The organism is Vibrio sp. E150_011 (genome assembly GCF_053544015.1).
Map to the genome: position 1 here is coordinate 546051 of NZ_JBHFOL010000001.1, position 17597 is coordinate 563647.

At 44.6% G+C, this 17597-nt stretch carries 16 protein-coding genes; 9 read left to right on the forward strand and 7 right to left on the reverse strand.

The features are described 5' to 3' along the window. Nucleotides 1–310: 310 nt before the first annotated feature. The 4 genes from ACE1OE_RS02240 (at nt 311) to ACE1OE_RS02255 (ending at nt 4883) form a co-directional block, all read left to right on the forward strand. The gene (locus tag ACE1OE_RS02240; protein WP_449209959.1) at nt 311–1090 is read left to right on the forward strand and encodes a DeoR/GlpR family DNA-binding transcription regulator; all 780 of its coding nucleotides are present in this window, start codon (nt 311–313) and stop codon (nt 1088–1090) included. A 2-nt stretch (nt 1091–1092) separates the two neighbouring features. Beyond that, nucleotides 1093–2154, forward strand: coding sequence for an oxidoreductase (locus tag ACE1OE_RS02245; protein ID WP_449209960.1), 1062 nt, complete (start codon nt 1093–1095; stop codon nt 2152–2154). Between the two features lie 327 nt (nt 2155–2481). Continuing rightward, nucleotides 2482–3774 (forward strand): DEAD/DEAH box helicase, encoded by a 1293-nt coding sequence (locus ACE1OE_RS02250; protein WP_449209961.1) that lies wholly within the window; start codon nt 2482–2484, stop codon nt 3772–3774. A 149-nt stretch (nt 3775–3923) separates the two neighbouring features. Continuing rightward, a complete protein-coding gene (locus tag ACE1OE_RS02255) occupies nt 3924–4883 on the forward strand; it encodes a helix-turn-helix domain-containing protein (RefSeq protein WP_102469019.1) in 960 nt (319 codons plus the stop codon). A gap of 133 nt (nt 4884–5016) precedes the next feature. On the opposite strand, the gene ACE1OE_RS02260 is transcribed toward ACE1OE_RS02255, so the two are convergent. Beyond that, nucleotides 5017–6693, reverse strand: a complete 1677-nt coding sequence (locus tag ACE1OE_RS02260; protein ID WP_372062498.1) for an amidohydrolase family protein — start codon at nt 6691–6693, stop codon at nt 5017–5019. Nucleotides 6694–6765: 72 nt separating this feature from the next. Next, the gene (locus tag ACE1OE_RS02265) at nt 6766–7740 is read right to left on the reverse strand and encodes a CobW family GTP-binding protein (protein WP_449209962.1); all 975 of its coding nucleotides are present in this window, start codon (nt 7738–7740) and stop codon (nt 6766–6768) included. Nucleotides 7741–7961: 221 nt separating this feature from the next. On the opposite strand from ACE1OE_RS02265, the gene ACE1OE_RS02270 reads away from it, so the two are divergent. Together ACE1OE_RS02270 and ACE1OE_RS02275 are read left to right on the forward strand one after the other, a co-directional pair. Continuing rightward, complete coding sequence (locus ACE1OE_RS02270; RefSeq protein WP_449209963.1) at nt 7962–9647, forward strand: amidohydrolase family protein; 1686 nt, start codon at nt 7962–7964, stop codon at nt 9645–9647. 163 nt (nt 9648–9810) lie between these two features. Next, nucleotides 9811–10980, forward strand: a complete 1170-nt coding sequence (locus ACE1OE_RS02275) for a threonine/serine exporter family protein (protein ID WP_449209964.1) — start codon at nt 9811–9813, stop codon at nt 10978–10980. Nucleotides 10981–11130: 150 nt separating this feature from the next. Here the strand turns inward: ACE1OE_RS02275 and ACE1OE_RS02280 are convergent, their stop codons facing one another. Further along, nucleotides 11131–11340 (reverse strand): hypothetical protein, encoded by a 210-nt coding sequence (locus ACE1OE_RS02280; RefSeq protein ID WP_102469015.1) that lies wholly within the window; start codon nt 11338–11340, stop codon nt 11131–11133. Nucleotides 11341–11567: 227 nt separating this feature from the next. Then, nucleotides 11568–12464 carry a LysR substrate-binding domain-containing protein gene (locus ACE1OE_RS02285; RefSeq protein ID WP_449209965.1) on the reverse strand — a complete coding sequence of 299 codons (897 nt, stop codon included), beginning with the start codon at nt 12462–12464 and terminating at the stop codon, nt 11568–11570. A gap of 190 nt (nt 12465–12654) precedes the next feature. Between ACE1OE_RS02285 and hisC the strand changes: the two genes are divergently transcribed. Both hisC and ACE1OE_RS02295 read left to right on the forward strand, forming a co-directional pair. Then, entirely contained in the window at nt 12655–13740 is a 1086-nt protein-coding gene (hisC, locus tag ACE1OE_RS02290; protein ID WP_449209966.1) for a histidinol-phosphate transaminase, read from the forward strand. Between the two features lie 12 nt (nt 13741–13752). After that, on the forward strand, nt 13753–14526 hold the full coding sequence (locus ACE1OE_RS02295) for an ABC transporter substrate-binding protein (RefSeq protein ID WP_449209967.1): 774 nt from the start codon (nt 13753–13755) through the stop codon (nt 14524–14526). Nucleotides 14527–14620: 94 nt separating this feature from the next. Here ACE1OE_RS02295 and ACE1OE_RS02300 read toward each other — a convergent pair whose 3' ends face one another. After that, nucleotides 14621–15601 (reverse strand): Gfo/Idh/MocA family protein, encoded by a 981-nt coding sequence (locus tag ACE1OE_RS02300; protein ID WP_449209968.1) that lies wholly within the window; start codon nt 15599–15601, stop codon nt 14621–14623. Between the two features lie 235 nt (nt 15602–15836). Between ACE1OE_RS02300 and ACE1OE_RS02305 the strand changes: the two genes are divergently transcribed. Continuing rightward, complete coding sequence (locus ACE1OE_RS02305; protein ID WP_449209969.1) at nt 15837–16406, forward strand: NnrU family protein; 570 nt, start codon at nt 15837–15839, stop codon at nt 16404–16406. Nucleotides 16407–16515: 109 nt separating this feature from the next. Here the strand turns inward: ACE1OE_RS02305 and ACE1OE_RS02310 are convergent, their stop codons facing one another. Both ACE1OE_RS02310 and ACE1OE_RS02315 read right to left on the reverse strand, forming a co-directional pair. Continuing rightward, nucleotides 16516–16830 carry a DUF3861 domain-containing protein gene (locus ACE1OE_RS02310; protein WP_372062490.1) on the reverse strand — a complete coding sequence of 105 codons (315 nt, stop codon included), beginning with the start codon at nt 16828–16830 and terminating at the stop codon, nt 16516–16518. Between the two features lie 63 nt (nt 16831–16893). Then, nucleotides 16894–17391, reverse strand: coding sequence for a DUF2798 domain-containing protein (locus tag ACE1OE_RS02315; RefSeq protein ID WP_372062489.1), 498 nt, complete (start codon nt 17389–17391; stop codon nt 16894–16896). Nucleotides 17392–17597: the final 206 nt, after the last annotated feature.

The window sequence follows — 17597 nt, forward strand, 5'->3', positions numbered from 1 at the left end:
ATCCAGAACATAGACTCAATCACATTCGATAATGCCACTTTAAGCAAGTCGATCCCCCGCTCAGCGTAGCAACAAATTAAACTTCAGCGCGGTCTTCACCGATTTTATGCAAACTAAACTATATTGACAGTCGAACACTATTTCCCATATTGGTTAAAATCAAGGTAGATAGCGCCTTAAGATTTAGCTCTTGAGGCAGGCTTAATTCAAAATTATCAAGTCATCTTCACATCGATAACCACGTGCACAATCACTTATATTACCTTACAATCGCACATCATCACTTACCAAAATAAGCAATAATAAGCGAATGACACAAGACGAACGATTGTTAGAAATTCAAGTATTGCTAGAGAAAAAACGAAAGATCACATTAAATGATCTGTGCCAGCACTTTGAAATTTCAAGAGATTCAGCAAGGCGTGACCTCGTCAAATTAACCCAGTCACCTGGTATTCAAAGGATTCGCGGCGGTGCAATTTCTGCACCAGTCACCCCTCATGCCACCGCTTACCTACAAAAAACCATGAGCCAAGAAAAACGGGATATTGGCCAAGCGGCCGCCAATTTTGTTGATCCTAACGATTTCATTTTAATGGACACAGGCACCACATTATCGGCGATGGCAAGTTACCTACGTGCGCCACTCACCGTGGTCACTAATTCCGTCGATGGTTTGTCAGCGCTGACCAAAGATTCAGACGCCAACATCGGCGTCCACGTATTAGGCGGTGAGTTTAATCCTTTTCATCGAGCAATATTGGGAACGTATGCTATTCAACAGCTTACAAAATATAGAATTAATAAAGCATTTATTGGTGTGTGTGCATTATCGGTACATGGCGTATCGACAACCAGTGATTTGGAAGCCTCGATGAAGCAAGCCATGATCGCTCAAGCGGAGATGACCATACTCGTCTGCGACAGTAACAAGTTTGACCAGCAACACTTTTTTCATGTGTGTGGCTTTGAACAGGTTGATGTCATCATTTGTGATAAAACACCACCTGCCGCCATTGCCAATATCATGTCTGCCAATGATATTGAACTGATCCTCACCACGCCTTCAATCAAGAGCCAGCGAGCATAACCATGACCCCAATTAAAACGGCCATCATTGGCTACGGATTTTCAGCAAAAACGTTTCATATTCCTTTTATTGCTAGCATGCCAGAATTTGAGCTGAGTGCGATCAGCTCCAGCCAAACCGACTCAGTCAACAAGGATTGGCCCGATGTCGCTCACTATCAAAATGCTGATGAGCTTCTGACCCAATCAGATGCTGAACTGGTCATTATTACTGCGCCCAATGATGTGCATTTTAATTTAGCAAAAAAAACATTAGAGAACGGCAAACACGTCATCTTGGAAAAGCCATTTGTCACTCAGGTATCAGACGGTGAAGCATTAATTGAGTTGGCGGTAAAGCAGCAACGTGTCCTAAGTGTCTACCACAACCGTCGCTGGGACGGCGATTTCCTCACGGTTAAAAAACTAATCGAAGAGCAGCGCCTCGGTGACGTTAAGTATATAGAATCACACTTTGACCGTTTTCGTCCTGAGGTCCGACAGCGCTGGCGCGAACAAACCACAAATGGTGGCGGTATTCTCTTCGATCTCGGCTCTCACCTTATTGACCAAGCGTTGGTTCTGTTCGGCCTACCGGATGCAGTAACCGCTCAATGCTTAATGTTGCGTGAAGGCTCATCCAACGTCGACTACTTTAACGTTGTCTTACATTACCCAAACCACATTACGAGCTTACATGGTGATCTTTTTAGTGCCGGACCCAACCCAAGATTTAGTGTAAAAGGAACACAAGGAAGCTATGAAAAAACGGGGTTAGACCCTCAAGAAGCACGTTTGATCGCCGGAGTTTCGCCGCTCAACGAAAATTGGACAGAAGAAGACCCTGAACATTACGGGCATTTGTATCGTGACGATTCTGTCGAAGTCATCACTACCGAACCGGGCCACTATCAAGGGTATTTTGCTGAAATAGCAAACGCTATTCGGAACGGTTCATGCCCACCCGTCAGTGCCAAAGATGCACTTTGGAACATCAAGCTCATTGAGTTGGCGATGGAAAGTAGCCGCCTAGGTAAAACCCTGCCGTTAGACAAAACATCTTTATTAGATGTATTAGACAAATAGACGTTAACGCGGAAATCTAGTGCTCGTTAAATCGTACTAACGATACAAGTTATCGGCCTTAGCTGATTCAACGTGCGCCTTAACGGTGTTTTTCGATCCAATACCTTGGGTCACAAGCACGCTGGTAGCATTCATCCATGCCGTGACACGTTTCTTTTCAGGCTGTTAGCGTCTTTCCTGTACAAATTTCATTCGATCATTCAAAATTAGTCACGACCAACGCCGATTATTCCTCTATAATCAGCGACCGTATTTTTGGTCAGCCGCTGTTTTCTCTTTCTCAAATGAAAGCCATATAAAACCGCCATCTGCTTGTAGGAACAAAGAATGTCATTTTTATCACAAGGTTTTTCACCGGATATTGTGCGCGCACTAACTGAGTGTGGTTACGAAAAACTCACGCCCGTTCAACAACAAGCTATCCCACACGCTCGTCGTGGTCAGGATATCCTTGCACACGCACAAACTGGTACCGGTAAAACCGCTGCATTTTCTTTGCCTATCATTCAGCAGATCGTTGAGCAGCCGAAGCCACGTGGCCGTGCAAAAGTACGTGCGTTAATTCTAGCGCCAACACGTGAGCTTGTTGACCAGATCGCAGCGAACATCGAGAGCTACACAAAATACGTCGACATCTCGGTTGCCGCTGTGTTTGGTGGCGCGAAAATGTCCTCTCAAGAGCGCAAGCTTAGTGCTGGTGTTGATATTCTTGTTGCAACACCAGGCCGCCTAATTGAACACCTTGAGCTAGGCAACGTCAGTTTCGCCCACTTAGAATTTTTAGTCTTTGATGAAGCCGACCGTATGCTGGATATGGGTTTTATCAGTGCGATTCGTACCATCATGAATGGGGTAAGCCGCCATCCGCAAACAATGCTGTTTTCTGCGACCTCATCACCACAAATGAACGCATTAGCACAAGACCTTTTAAAGAAACCGAAACGCATCATCGTGAGTGCTGAAAACTCAACAGCCGACACCGTCGCGCATGTTGTTTATCCAGTAGATGAAACTCGCAAGCGCGAGTTATTGTCCGAGCTCATCGGTAGAAAGAACTGGCAACAAGTGCTGGTTTTTGTGAACTACAAAGAAACCGCTAATGAAGTGGTTAAAGAGCTAAAACTGGATGGCATTAACGCCGTGCTCTGTCATGGTGATAAAGCACAAAGTGCCCGCCGCCGTGCATTAGACGAGTTCAAAACAGGTAAAGCACGCGTAATGGTTGCAACCGAAGTGGCCGCACGTGGATTAGACATTCAAGGTCTACCTCACGTTGTTAACTACGACATGCCTTTCCTAGCTGAAGATTACGTGCATCGTATTGGTCGTACCGGCCGAGCAGGACAACAAGGTCACGCTGTTTCTTTTGTAAGCCGCGAAGAAGAACTAACGCTAGTACAAATTGAAAAGCTGATTCAACAAAGAATCAAGCGTATTCAACTTGCTGGTTATGAACCGGCTAGCCGCGATGCATTGCTAGACAAAATGCACAACAAACCAGCTTATAAAGACCGTCAAAGCCGCAGCAACAACTCAGATGAACAAAGCTCTGCAGAGCGCCGCCTGCGTTTCGCACGTGCAATAAAGAACAAATCAAATAAAACAACGCGTCTTAAATAACTGAAATTATTAATATTGAGTAGCTTAGTCTTGAGTTAATGACTAAGCTATTTGGTATTGAGAATTTCGATTTATATGGCTAAAGATGTTCAGATACCCATTTCAGAGTCAAACTAAGCTACCACTAAAAAATCGGTGATTATATTCTGATGCCAAATAAAATTAACATCAGCCAGACCAATAATCTTATTCCCTTTATTGCTTATTTTGAACAGCATGGCATTGCGTGGCGTGATATCGCAAGTCAACACCACATTCCTCAAGATCTTACGAGTAAATCCGCTTGGGTTCCGACACAACATGCCATGAACTTTCTGATGGCCATGGTCGCATCCACCCAAAAGAAAATTGGCTTGGAAGTTGGCCGTTTAATCTCTATTCAACAAATTTCACCCGAACTTGACCGTTCGCTCTCAAATTATGACGATTTAGCCAGTGCCATTCATCATATAATAGAGGTCATGCCCGAGTTCAGTAGCCATATTGTCCTTTGGGTTGAATGTATTAATGGGCAGTGGTTTCTTTGCCATCGCGGCGCATACCGGCCAACAATGCCCGGCTACGATCAAGCAGAATGGTTTCGCAGTTTTGCTTTACTATCATTTTGCCGTAAATTTAATGGTGCCAGTTGGAAGCCGAATCAAGTGCTCATGAGCTCTCCTGCTCATTTAAACAAAAACCTTCCCAAGAGTTTCGCCCCTGTTAAATTTAGTTTTGGTGAGCCTTATGGTGCCCTGTCAATCGACTTACCTGCCGACTTTATCCCCTTCAATACCCTGTCTACAGGTAAAAATTGGTTAAATAACATCAAAAATCTCATCGATACCTACGCGACGCTTCCTTGGTTCAATATCACTTGGTTTGTCAAACAGATAGACATGTCAGCTCGTTCGTTTCAACGACGATTAACAGAGAACAATACCAGCTTTAGAGCGCTCAGGGACCAGTCTCGCTGCAAAGCAGCCAAATCAATGCTTAACGAGGAGGGGTTGTCACCTAGCGAAACAGCATGGCGTTGTGGATATAATGACCCTTCTAACTTTAATCGTGCTTTTATTGGCTGGACTGGTCAAACACCTGCTAGGTATCAAGCGCTAAACTCCAAATAATTAAGCCATTCTTCTCGTCAGGTATCGTAAACATCCCACGAATCACTCAGTCTAAAAACAGTAGAGAGTGTCAACTCTCTACTTAAAATGACACAAACAGGCCTATTAACTAAATGGTGTGCCTAGCCTGCTCTCAACTACGTGACGTTTTAGATTCATGGTTTGTCCGACGGATCGGTTGCCCCGCCATTGAGTTGAGATCCATTTCTTCATTTTCAATGATCAGTTGACCGTTCACAACAACATGTTTCATACCTGTCGACAATTTAGCCGGTTGAGTGAAGGTCGACTGGTCTTTAAATTCTTGGAAATCAAACACCACGATATCTGCATCTTTACCTACCTGAATCCGGCCTTTGTTACGCATTTGAGGGACAGCATCTTCAATAATTCTACACGCGTTCAGGCTCGTTCGTTCCATAGCATCAAGTAAGGTAATAGCCTTGTAGTCTTTAACGTATTGCTGAACAAAGCGTCCAAAACATCCGACTGACCGCGGGTGAGCAAATGCATCGTTTGGCAATGGCCAAATATCCCCCTCAATGAGTTGCCCTGTGCTGTCCATCCAAGGCATGGCGTCTGAAGCAATCGCGGCACCGGGAAATAAGACCGAGCGCTTCATTTTACGTAAGTCTTCTTTGTTGTCGTCTGGTTTTAAAAAGTGAATCACAACCACTGCGCCTGGATCATTTTTTTGTAGGTCGTCGATTTTTGTCTGCGTTAACGGTTGTCCATTCAGTTCCATATAACTGGCATCGGGCACACCAAATCGACTCTTCCATGTATCCCCGCGAAACATTTCAGCCCCGACGGCACTTGATCCAGCGCCATAAGGGTATGCCTCTGTCGTAATAGCTAAGCCATTATCAATTGCAGATTGAACCAAATCCGCGCAATCATCAATATCTTGAACCGACGTGCTATTTAAATGACAGATATGCATATGCGCGCCCGTACTAGCAGATAGACTGATCAGTTCCTGATAGGCCTCAAAACTGGACTTTGGTTCAACACTATTTACATAACGGACATGGGTATAAGTAGGAACCTCGTATTGCTTCGCAAGCTTAGCCACTTCGTAATATTCTTTATGACCATAACCAGGCGCATAACCCGCATTGACACCAATACCAAGACCACCTTCTTGCAGTCCTTGTTCAACATGTGCAAGGATCTGCTTGAGTTCATCATCTGTCGCTAGGGAGTTTTGCCAGTTCTTTTTAGCAAATGCTTTTTGAAACCAAGTGATCGTCGCGTCAGGTGCTGGCATGTCTTGTTCTTTCGCCATCACCCTTGCGTAAGTCCAGGCCGCCGATGCTCCGTAGTTAATCGGTCTGCCTTCTTGTGCCGTCATTTCGTAAAAACGACCAATGGGAAGAAGCCCAGACTCCATTTCTAATGCTGTCGTCACTCCGTCAAAGGCCTGAGCACGAGCAGCCGGGAGCTGTTGGCCATGTGCATGTAAATCAATAAACCCAGGAGCGACGACTAAACCTCCCGCATCAATCACTTTATTTCCATTGAGCTTGCTCTTGGAAATAGCCGCTATTCGGTGGCCCTTTACACCGATGCTACGTACGGCATCTAACCCAGTTTCAGGGTCTAATACTCGGCCATTTTCGATAACAAGATCAAATGGACCTTGTTCATTTGGTAGCAGTTGGGGCTGTTCTATCAATTGATTACCATCAGCGTATACAACAGATGCGAACGGAATCGCCGCCGCGCCGACAGCCAAGGTCTTCAATGTTCTTCGTTTGTTGTGATCGAGCTCGGTATCTAACATGGATTCATTTCTTAGTTTCGACATTGTCATTGGCCTTCTATTTGTCTTTGGTCGTAACGAACACTCATAAATAAGTTCGCATGCATTCCAGCAGCATCAAACCACCAACGACTCTAGCTTTCTTTGCATTTCATCCATATCTAGCCCCCCTTTAGGGCCGATAAACACCAACCGAGTTACCTTGCTTTCTTGCTCTAACCAAGGATCTCCTACGGTAACTGTTGCGCGTTGCCCCGTGCACTGGAAGATACAGCGATGGTCAGGTCGGTCGGCTAAATTCAATATGCCCTTCATCCTATAGGCATCAATCGAGAACCGTTGCAGTACCGGATACAGTGTTTGTAAAGACAAAGGAAGCTCAGTTTCGAAGCTGAATGTTTCAAAATTGTGCTTGATATGCTGACAGTCAGACCCACACTTTTCATGATGGTGGTCATCCTCCACTGTCATTGGAGATAGGTCTCTTCCCCTGTCAGGAACCTCAAATAAAATCGGCAAATCAACCTGACCAAATTCGATGTCAATCAACTTGGCAAACGGCGCTTGGGAGCGACACCAATCTTTAACTTTTTCTAGCTGTGAGTCATCCACGAGATCCACTTTGTTCACTAAAACAATATCAGCCACTTGAATTTGCTGTTCGGCAAGCGAAGCCATCGATCCTTCTAGTGCCAATACATTTTCAGCATCGATTGTAGTGATGATGGCATTAAGTGGTGAATGTTGCTGGAGTTCAGGATCCTCGAATTGATGAGCGACCTCTTTCGGCTCAGCAATCCCTGACGTTTCAACAATAATATGATCCGGTCGTTGCTCTAACGCGAGCAACCTCATGACAGAAACCACTAACCCCTCAGCAAGATTGCAACAGATACAGCCGTTCTCCAGTGCAATTATGTTGTCATCTTCTGATTTAACAAGCTCTGCATCAACATTAATCGAACCGAAATCGTTAACGATAACCGCGAGGCGCATACCATTAGCATTGGTCAATATATGATTCAGTAGCGTGGTTTTACCCGCTCCTAAAAAGCCAGCAAGGAGGGTCACTGGAATGGGTTTCTTCGTCATGCGTCGTCTCATATGTTATGTGTTCATGAGGCTTACTATAAGAGTTACAAACACCTTATCCTAGGTCATATTGCGCCATTCGACTTTCAGAATTTCATGGCTATATCATCCCTATCATCACGTCGGCGGGTGGGGCTTAGTGGCGTAAAATGACCTTGATGAATTTCACGATTTTGTCTAATTTCGGACACCAATATTCGATTATGTAATAGGCAAAAGTGATGAAAGAAAACGCTGATCTTGAACAAACACAACCGGCTCTCACTAACGAGTCCAGACGCCACATGCTCAAGCAATTAGCAGTAGGTGCCGCAACGTTACCATTTACGTCTGTGCTACATGCTGAGGCTGCCGATTTTTCTAATCAACCAATTACCATATTGCCCAATGAAAATGGTCCTTTTGACCTGGTCATCGAAAATGGTCGCGTGCTTGATCCAGAAACACGCTTAGATGCGATTCGTCATATTGGCATCACGGGCAACCGCATCGCTGCGATCTCTACAGAGCCCTTACAAGGAACGAGCATTATTGATGCACAGGGGTTAGTCGTTGCCCCTGGTTTTATTGATATGCACGCCCACGGACAACAACTGCCCGCGGCACGTGCTCAGGCTTATGATGGAGTAACAACTGCACTAGAAATGGAATCGGGCTTACTGCCAATCGGCAAGTTTTATGACAATGTCGCCCAAGAAGGTCGTCCTATTAACTATGGGGCTTCTGTTGCGTGGACTTACGCTCGTGTCACAGCTAAAGAGCAGGATATGCCTCCTTTTGACGGCACTATCGCATGGTTCCAAAAAGCGTTTTCGAAAAGTAATTGGCAAAATTCGCTTGCCACATCGCAGGAGCTCGATCAGATCCTAACGCTTGTTGAACAAGGGCTGAAAGAAGGAGGGCTGGGGATTGGAGTCAACGCAGGTTATGCACCAGGCTATGGCCACAAAGAATATTATGAGTTAGCAAAACTAGCCAAACGTTATGATGTCCCAACGTTTACGCATGTTCGCTATTTGAACAACTCAGAACCAAAATCAAGCTTTGAAGCTTATCAAGAGCTCATCAGCTTAGCGGCAACAACCGGCGCGCATATGCACATCTGTCATCTAAATAGTACCTCTGTTGGCGACATTGAAGATTGTGCCGACCTCATTCAATCATCGATTGATCGTGGTATACACGTCACCACAGAGGCTTACCCATACGGGGCCGGCTCTTCGGTGGTCGGCGCTGAAGTGTTTCGAGGTGATGACTGGTTAGAACGCTGGGGAGTCCCAAGTGCAAGCTACATGGAAATGAATGGTAAAACGCTAACACAAGACAAAATCACTGATCTTCAAAACAGCGCTCCAGGATCTATTGTCGTCATGCACTTCCTGAAACCTGATGAGAACCCAGACGACCGTAAAAAAATGGACCGTTCTGTATTATTTCCTGGTGCAGCAATCGCTTCCGACGCCATGCCTTGGGCTGACGATCAAGGCAAAGTTATTGAGGGTCACGTATGGCCTCTTCCGGACAATGCTTTTGCCCACCCAAGATCAACGGGTTGCTTCGCTCGCTTCGTCAGTAAATATGTTAATGATTATCAAGCTATTTCACTTATCGAAGCCATGGAAAAAACGAGCTTAAATGCTTGTAGAATTCTAGAAAATTCCATTCCTCAGATGAAAAATAAAGGCCGCGTACAAGTAGGGAAAGATGCTGATTTAGTCATTTTTGATTCTACAGCGTTGCGTGATACGGCGACCTACACCAAGCCAACATCCCTTTCCACCGGCATGGAGTATGTCCTTGTAAACGGCAAACCTATTATCGAGAAAGGTGAAATGCGGTTAGATGTGATGGCGGGTCGACCAATTAGACGAGAGGCCTCTCTGTCACTAATCGATAAAAACGATTAAGCACCAATGTTAGCGACGGTTATGAGAAGGCTAATCAACACTCATAACGTGTCGCGCATTACAGAGCTCAATACTGGCTCTAACACCATTTTAATTCGAGATATTCCATTCATTGGTAATGAGATAAAACTTAACGTTCCGTTTTCAAACAAGTGATTCCATAATGGCAACAACCAATACTCACGACGTCATTCAACCAATCCTAGAATTCGCTGATCACCTGCATCAATCAGGGTGCGCCCCCTATTCAGTGTCAAAATACACCGAGCAATACGCATTAAAGCATGGGGTTGAGGCTACAATTGATGTCACTCCAAGTAAGATTATGGCTATCATTGAGAAGCCGAATCAGAGCGTCGTTATACAGAACAAGACCCCGCCCTCTGTTAACCTAAGACAATTGGTAAGTACATTACGTTCGCTAAAGAACCACTCGCCAATAACGGTGGTGGGTCGTTACTCTTTTTACACTCTTGGCATTGCCAACATCTTACTTCCACCCTGTTATTTAATGCTCGTTGGGAGTACCTATTGTGCGGTGTTATTGTCGGTATTTTTAGGACTAATAGCTTGGGTGATACAATGCCAATTGAGTCATAAAAGCGCTATATTGACCGAGTTCATTGTCGCCCTCATCGCAAGTATTGTTGTCGGTATTGCGTCTGGCTACGCGCCTGATTTACCCGTTTTGGCGCTTTGTATATCATCTGTGGTGCTATTTATCCCTGGTCTCACTATTACCAATGCGCTCGCAAGCTTTTCTGTTAACGATTACCGTTCGGGCATTGAACTTCTTGCACAAAGTGGGTTTGTCATCATGAAGCTTTTTATTGGTATTGTTTTGGGACTTACGATCTCTAGATTGTTTATTTCAACGCCTAATGTCACCAATTATATCAACGAGATCCCTCCAATTACGCAGTTCGTTGCTCTGGTTGGTATTTCTACTGGTATTGGCGTGATTTTTAACGCTGATGCAAAGGATATTGCGATAAGCTTACCTGCAGCAATCATTGGAATGTGGGGACCTCATTGGATTACCCCTGACTGGATCGTTGGAACTTGGATAAGCTCGATGCTCATTACTCTTTACGGGCTACTCGTCGGGAAAATGAGAGGGACTCCGCCCATTGTCTATATTGTTCAAGGCATCATAATTCTAGTGCCTGGCAGCCGAATTATGGTCGGCGCCAGTGAGTCGTTCTTTGAAACATCGGTGCTAGCGACACCCAATATCGGGCTTTCCGCGCTATTGATGTTTTGTTCTATTATGGCGGGTCAGTTGGTTATTTACTCTTTTATGAGTAAATCCTTTTTCCTCAACGTTGATTAGCTACCCTTGATATCGCGCTGGTTATAAATAAGCTAATTACACCCTTTTCAGCAAGCGTGCATATGTAACGCATTGGCACTAATAATAAACGCAATCACCTTATTCCTGTGATCAGGAGGTGATTGCAAATCATGCTAAAGAGTGAATTCTTTAAGTGTACTCAATATGGTGTTCAATGTAGTCTTCATCACTGAACCACGTAACCGTCCCAACATACTGACTCTCAGAAAGCCGAGTATCGATCAATGCGGCATACCGAGCCGTCATCTTAATCCACCCATCTTGATTTTCTAACCCATCGAGCAGTTCATCGGCAAATTGTTGTGCTTGCGCGTCTAATTGCAAACTCATGTAGTGCATTTTTTAATACCTATTTAATGGCATACGTCATCGCAGCTCCAATAAGGCGATGTCGAATGTTGCCAGGCTTGTCGAAGTGACGACAACTAAACGCGCATTATGAGGGGAAAATGTCGAAATGGTTAGTCATTTCATCACTGAATCAGGTTGTTTATTCATTTCTGGTTCGTTGTTGTCTGTAGCGCTGTTCTTCATGCCTATGTTCGCCGACGAACGATTCTCTTTGCCTAGCTATTCGCTTCACCTAACCATGCCACCAGCAATGACAAGCCGCTCGATTGGCGATTTTTAGGCTGAATAAGATGATAACCACTGCCAGAAAATACGGTTTCTTCGCTCACTCTTACCACTCGAGCAAGCTCGAGATCCTGAGCGGCGAGTGTAACGTCCCCAATCGCGATACCAAACCCCTGCAGCGCGGCGTTCATCGCTTGATCAAGTGTAGCAAAATGTTGATTTGACGAATTACTAAGCTGCCTTTTTTGTATATGGCTAAGCCACAACTTCCAATCACTTTGCTCAGTGTTGGCATGAAGCCAGGTATAATGGTGCAGCTTATCCGGCATAATCACATTGCTACTGTTCTCTATTTTGTCTTCTTGCCTAATTTTATCCGCTCGACAAATCGGTGCCAGCTGTTCTTCAAACAATAACTGGCTCATTAACGTCGTTTGTTTGGGGGATTTTCCGTAGGCGATCACAGCGTCAAATGAGTCAAAGTCTGGCTCAAAGACATGTTTAATCGTTGAGGTAAGCTCAACGTCTATATCAGGGTACGCTTGTTGAAAAGTCATGAGCCGTGGTAACAACCACGACGTAATACAACTTGGTGCATTCAACCGAACCTTAGATGGCGAGTCAGATACCTGCGCCAACGCAGATTGCAAATGATGAATAGCGTCTTCTATCAACGGCACGAGTCGCTGACCTTTTGGCGTCAGGCTCAGACCTCTTGCGTGCCGAAAAAACAGTTCACTACCAATATGCGTCTCCAGCGACTGAATCTGCCGACTGATCGCCCCTTGCGTCAAATTCAACTCGTTGGCGGCATGCGTGAAGTTAAGGTGTGTTGCCGTCGCTAGAAAAGACTGCAATGTTTTGGTTGATGGTAGTGGTTTCTTCATACTCGCCTGACACCTTAGACATGAATTATTATCATGACTAGTATGTGTTTATTTCGATTCTTATTTCAACTACATTTTGGTTAACTAATAGACACTAAGGGATATTTACGAATAATCATTCTAAATAATGACCAAAAAATAAATTATTACCCATTATAAATGATTGAATATTTAAAAAAAGGAAAGGACATTGACCGATCTCGTAGCAAGCCTAGTACCTGAGGCGGTAAAAAAACTGATACCATACCAGTCAGCAAGACGCATTGGTGGCAATGGTCGAATCTGGTTAAATGCCAATGAATTGGAGCACTCTCTGCATACTGAACAGCCTAATGAAAGCTACAACCGCTACCCTGATTTTTTGCCTCAAGATATCGCCAGCGCTTATCAAGGCTACGCTAATACTCAAGCTGCGACACTGGCCGTACGCGGCGCAGATGAAGCCATTGATTTATTGATTCGTACATTTTGCCAACCGGGACATGATCAGATTTTAATCTGCTCACCGACCTATGCCATGTATGAATTTTGTGCTGATGCGCTCGCCATCAAAACACTTGATGTACCATTACTTCCTGATTTTAATCTCGATGTTGACAAGATTATCCGCCAGTCACAACACACCAATATTGTGTTTTTATGCTCTCCCAACAACCCAACCGGTAACCTTATCCCAAAAGAGGACATCGTTGCGGTACTGGAGGGGACTCAACAATCGTCATTAGTCGTTGTCGACGAGGCTTATATAGAATTTGAGCTTCAATCTTCTATTGTTGACTTAATCGAATCGTACCCACACCTTGTGGTTATTCGAACCTTATCAAAGGCCTTTGGTTTGGCAGCCGTGCGCTGTGGGTTTATCTTAGCCAGTGACGCAGTCATGACATACGTCGCCAAATTGATTCCCCCTTACCCAATGCCAGACTGTTCAGCCAGCATCGTGCTCGATGCGCTATCACCTAAGGGGCTCAAGACCGTATCGGACGCAACGCAATCACTCATTGAAACTCGTGAATGGTTTCGCCATGCCTTATTGTCATTTGACTTCATCGAACAAATTTTTCCATCCGCGACCAACTTTGTGTTGCTAAAGGTAGAAGAAAACATCGACTTATTTGCCGTTCTTTTAGAAAACGGCATCGTGACAAGAAACCAAAGCCACGAACCCGCTTTATCACAGTGTGTACGAATTACGATCGGCAGCAAAGAAAGCATGATCGAAGTTATTGAAACACTCACTCATTATTCTAAAAGCCGCACAGTACAGGCTCAATAAAAGGACGTTACCATGAAAAAAATCGCACTAAGTTTTGCCTGCATTACCGCTCTCTTATGCACGGCGGTACAAGCTAAGGAAATCAGACTCGCGTCAGATTTTACTTACCCTCCATTCAACTATAAGAACAATGAAGGGACACCTGTTGGTTTTGATATTGAAATTGCAGACGCGCTATGCGAGGAAGCAAAACTCGACTGTACGTGGGTTTCTCAAAGCTGGGACGCGCTCATTCCTAGTCTATTAGCTCGAAAATCAGACGTCATCATGGCCTCAATGAGAATCACTGAAGAGCGAAAGAGCAAAGTACTTTTTACCAATAAGTACTACCAAACACCCGCCCGCTTTGTGGCAGCAAAGAGCGCTGATTTCACCATAGATAAAGCTGGTTTAACCGGTAAGACGATTGGGGTTCAGCAAGGGACAATTCATGATCGCTACGTCACCGACCACTTTGCCGACGTCGCTGATATTAAACGATATTCAGGACAAGATGAGGTGTACCTAGACCTTCAAAATGGGCGTCTTGACACCACATTTGGCAACTCCGATCAACTCGCTTTGGCATTGCTAGAAAAACCGGAAGGTGCATCATTTGAATTCAAAGGCAAAGCCGTCACCGACAAGGCCTACATTGGAGAAGGCACGGCGCTAGCACTCCGATTACAAGACAAAGCGCTTGCTGAGAAATTTAACCAAGCGATTGATACCATTCGTGCCAACGGTACCTACGATAAAATCGCAGCCAAGTACTTCACATTTGATATATACGGTGCTGAGTTATAACGCACGCCACCTATTTAACAGGAAAGTGGAGAGCATGATGCTCTCCACTTTTTATCCAACTATGTCACTGGACTGGCTTAACAAACAAAACCTCTTAAATACCATCGGCAGGAAATTGTACCCCCGTTTGTCGCCTCACTTCTGTTAGCACCTCTGCGGTGATGAGCGACCTTTCGATTGCCGACTTATCCGCGTTCCCTTCTGTTACTTGTTGATGGAAGTGAAGCGCTTCATAGACCATTGTATTCTCATGCTGATCTAACGTTAGGTCTTGGCTGGACCCATCGTTTAATGCCAAAGTGACGGCTTTTCCTTCGGGGAAGTTTTCCAATATCAGGCTTCCCGCCGCTCCTTGAATCTCGCTAGGCAGCTTGGAGTTTGAGGTTTTCGAATGCTGTACAGTCGCGATAAAATCGCCATAATCTAAGCTCACGTGACCGGCACCATCGACGCCCGAGTCAAGCAGTACTGCACGCGCCGACACATGGCGAGGTCGTCCAAACAGGCTCACCATCGCGGCAATGCAATAATACCCAATATCCATGATTGAACCATTTGAGAATGCAGGGTTAAACGTATTCGGTTGTTCCCCATCTAAATAGCGTTGATACCGTGAGGAATATTGGCAATAGTTGAAAAAGGCATGCGTCATTGGCCCTACCCACCCCAAAGCATTGCGAACCACCGCGAAGTTGGGAAGATATTCAGTCTTAAAGGCTTCAAACAAAATCACATTATTTTCTTCGGCGAGACGATATAGCTCTCGTACTTCTTGCACGTTTGACGCCAGTGGTTTCTCACATATAACGTGCTTACCACTTTTCAGCATCATTTTTGATTGCTCAAAATGCAGAGAGTTAGGACTGGCAATATATACCGCATCAATACGCTCGTCTCGAGCTAAATTATTTAAATTATCGTAAGCATGAGGAGCAAGATACTTATCGGCCAGCAGCTGTGCCTTTTCTATATCTCGAGAATACACCCCTACTAATTGGTACACGCCCGATGCTAACGCGGCCTCGACAAAACACTCCGTGATCCAGTTTGACCCTATTGTGGCTAAATTCAACACGCTATCGACTCCTAATCTCGTAAACGATTGATGTTTTTTAATGCCTACTGTACCGCGAGTGCGTGGTTTTAACTGAGGGTGACGTCAACTTCGCCATAACTTTTCGTACGATCAACTAATGATAATTAGCCTATTAACCAAAATCATTACGCTATGGTTGTAATCTCAATTAAGAACGGTAAGGATCATAATACTCAGTAGGTAAACCTCGTTTTTCAACAAAAGGATATTGGTCATGGCCTTATTAATCATTGGATTAATCCTGTTCCTTGGAATCCACTCCATTTCAATCTTTGCACAAGACTCGCGTGATCGGCTTGCCGCCAAAAACACGCTAATGTGGAAAGGCTTCTATTCAATCGTATCCATTGTCGGTATTATCTTAATCGCCAAAGGATATGCGGCCCTTCGTTTTGACCCTGTGATTTTATACTCTTCCCCTTATGGGCTGCGTCATATTACCTACTTGGGAATGCTATTTGCTATGGTGCTATTTGTTGCCCCTTACTTCCCTGGAAGAATTGGTCGCATTACCAAGCATCCTCAGCTTCTTGCCGTAAAAATTTGGGCTATCTGTCACCTGCTTGTGAACGGAACGCTCGCCGATGTCATTCTCTTCAGTTCTTTTTTGATCTGGGCAGTACTTGATATCATCTCAATGAAGAAAAGAGAAAAGAGGGCGATTCCAAGCTTACCGGAGTCTGGATTTAACGATGTCATTGCGATCATTATTGGTATCGCGCTTACTGTCAGCTTTGTGATGTTTTTACATGGGAAATTGATTGGTATGCCGTTGATCGGCTAGCGGGTTTTATCTAAAAATATCGCTTTTATTACTGTTAAAATGAGAGCCAAAGTGACATGTTGGCTCTCATTAGGCAATGACGACTCACAAAGAATCCCGCTTAAAACGGTTACTTATCTTTTACTGCAGCCTTCACTGTACTCTTCAGGTTTTGCATAAACGTCTTAAAGTGCGGCATAAAGTCAGCGAACAAAGGATGCTTGCGATTCATCATCATTACCGGCCCTAATAGGCGTAATGCGACACCCATTTTGGTGGCGGTGGCGTCATCAAGTCCACTACCCTGCTTTAGTTTATCAACCACATTAAATACGTCTTCTCTATCTTCAAATTCAAACTGCAGTGTTTTTCCAACCTCTTGATCGGCAGTCACTTCTTCAATAGTTACGCGGTAGCATGTCTCTTTTTTTGTTTTAATCATCATATTCATTACCTTCTGTTTCTTACATTATTTATACATACTCGTTATTTGGAGGCTAGCCACGCGCTAGCTCTTCAAAAATCGTTCAAGTTTCGGCTTCACCGTGATTGATATCACCGTCATTAGTACCAGTGCGACAGGCAATGCTGCCACTAATCCATTAAACCAAGCCGATAAAAACGCCGAGGGATCTGAAAAACCAATATTGTTAAGTGCGGTGGTAAATGCCATTAAGGATTCCATGACAACCGCCATGCTCATACCAATAGCAAGATTCCTCTTTTTCTCATTAGAATCCGGCATTAGGCGCTCGAATAGCTTAGTCATGACCCCCATAAGGAACATTCCGGCCGGCATTACCGTTACTGCAACGGTAAGAAATGAGCGAAGCCAATCGGAAACGAAAGCATCCGAGTAACCGACGTTGACGTAGGTCATGACTCCTGTCAGTGACCCTCCCATCAACATCATCATCCCTATTACCACAACAACCTTATAACCGAGCGGCGTTTTCGCTGGGCTCAACATTGAAATATCTGAGTGAACAACTGTATTCGTATTCATTATTTCCCTCCAAGGGATGAACAATAAGGTTGATAAAGGCAACCATATTGCAAATGGTTGATACTGTCAACCATATTATTATCAATAGCACATCACTTTAATCAAAGAGGGATTGAGTACGGTTGCGAGTAAAAGAAGAGAAACTGAGCACAAAGGCAGATACAAGACAGGAGGAAGTCACCGCCCACGCGATTCGTTCAAATAGA

Coding starts and splice junctions, on each gene's coding strand:
- ACE1OE_RS02250 (WP_449209961.1), top strand. CDS start 2,482: ATGTCATTTTTATCACAAGGTTTTTCACCGGATATTGTGCGCGCACTA.
- ACE1OE_RS02315 (WP_372062489.1), bottom strand. CDS start 17,391: ATGAATACGAATACAGTTGTTCACTCAGATATTTCAATGTTGAGCCCA.
- ACE1OE_RS02265 (WP_449209962.1), bottom strand. CDS start 7,740: ATGACGAAGAAACCCATTCCAGTGACCCTCCTTGCTGGCTTTTTAGGA.
- ACE1OE_RS02260 (WP_372062498.1), bottom strand. CDS start 6,693: ATGTCGAAACTAAGAAATGAATCCATGTTAGATACCGAGCTCGATCAC.
- ACE1OE_RS02275 (WP_449209964.1), top strand. CDS start 9,811: ATGGCAACAACCAATACTCACGACGTCATTCAACCAATCCTAGAATTC.
- ACE1OE_RS02245 (WP_449209960.1), top strand. CDS start 1,093: ATGACCCCAATTAAAACGGCCATCATTGGCTACGGATTTTCAGCAAAA.
- ACE1OE_RS02240 (WP_449209959.1), top strand. CDS start 311: ATGACACAAGACGAACGATTGTTAGAAATTCAAGTATTGCTAGAGAAA.
- ACE1OE_RS02285 (WP_449209965.1), bottom strand. CDS start 12,464: ATGAAGAAACCACTACCATCAACCAAAACATTGCAGTCTTTTCTAGCG.
- ACE1OE_RS02280 (WP_102469015.1), bottom strand. CDS start 11,340: ATGCACTACATGAGTTTGCAATTAGACGCGCAAGCACAACAATTTGCC.
- ACE1OE_RS02295 (WP_449209967.1), top strand. CDS start 13,753: ATGAAAAAAATCGCACTAAGTTTTGCCTGCATTACCGCTCTCTTATGC.
- ACE1OE_RS02305 (WP_449209969.1), top strand. CDS start 15,837: ATGGCCTTATTAATCATTGGATTAATCCTGTTCCTTGGAATCCACTCC.
- ACE1OE_RS02270 (WP_449209963.1), top strand. CDS start 7,962: ATGAAAGAAAACGCTGATCTTGAACAAACACAACCGGCTCTCACTAAC.
- ACE1OE_RS02255 (WP_102469019.1), top strand. CDS start 3,924: ATGCCAAATAAAATTAACATCAGCCAGACCAATAATCTTATTCCCTTT.
- ACE1OE_RS02310 (WP_372062490.1), bottom strand. CDS start 16,830: ATGATGATTAAAACAAAAAAAGAGACATGCTACCGCGTAACTATTGAA.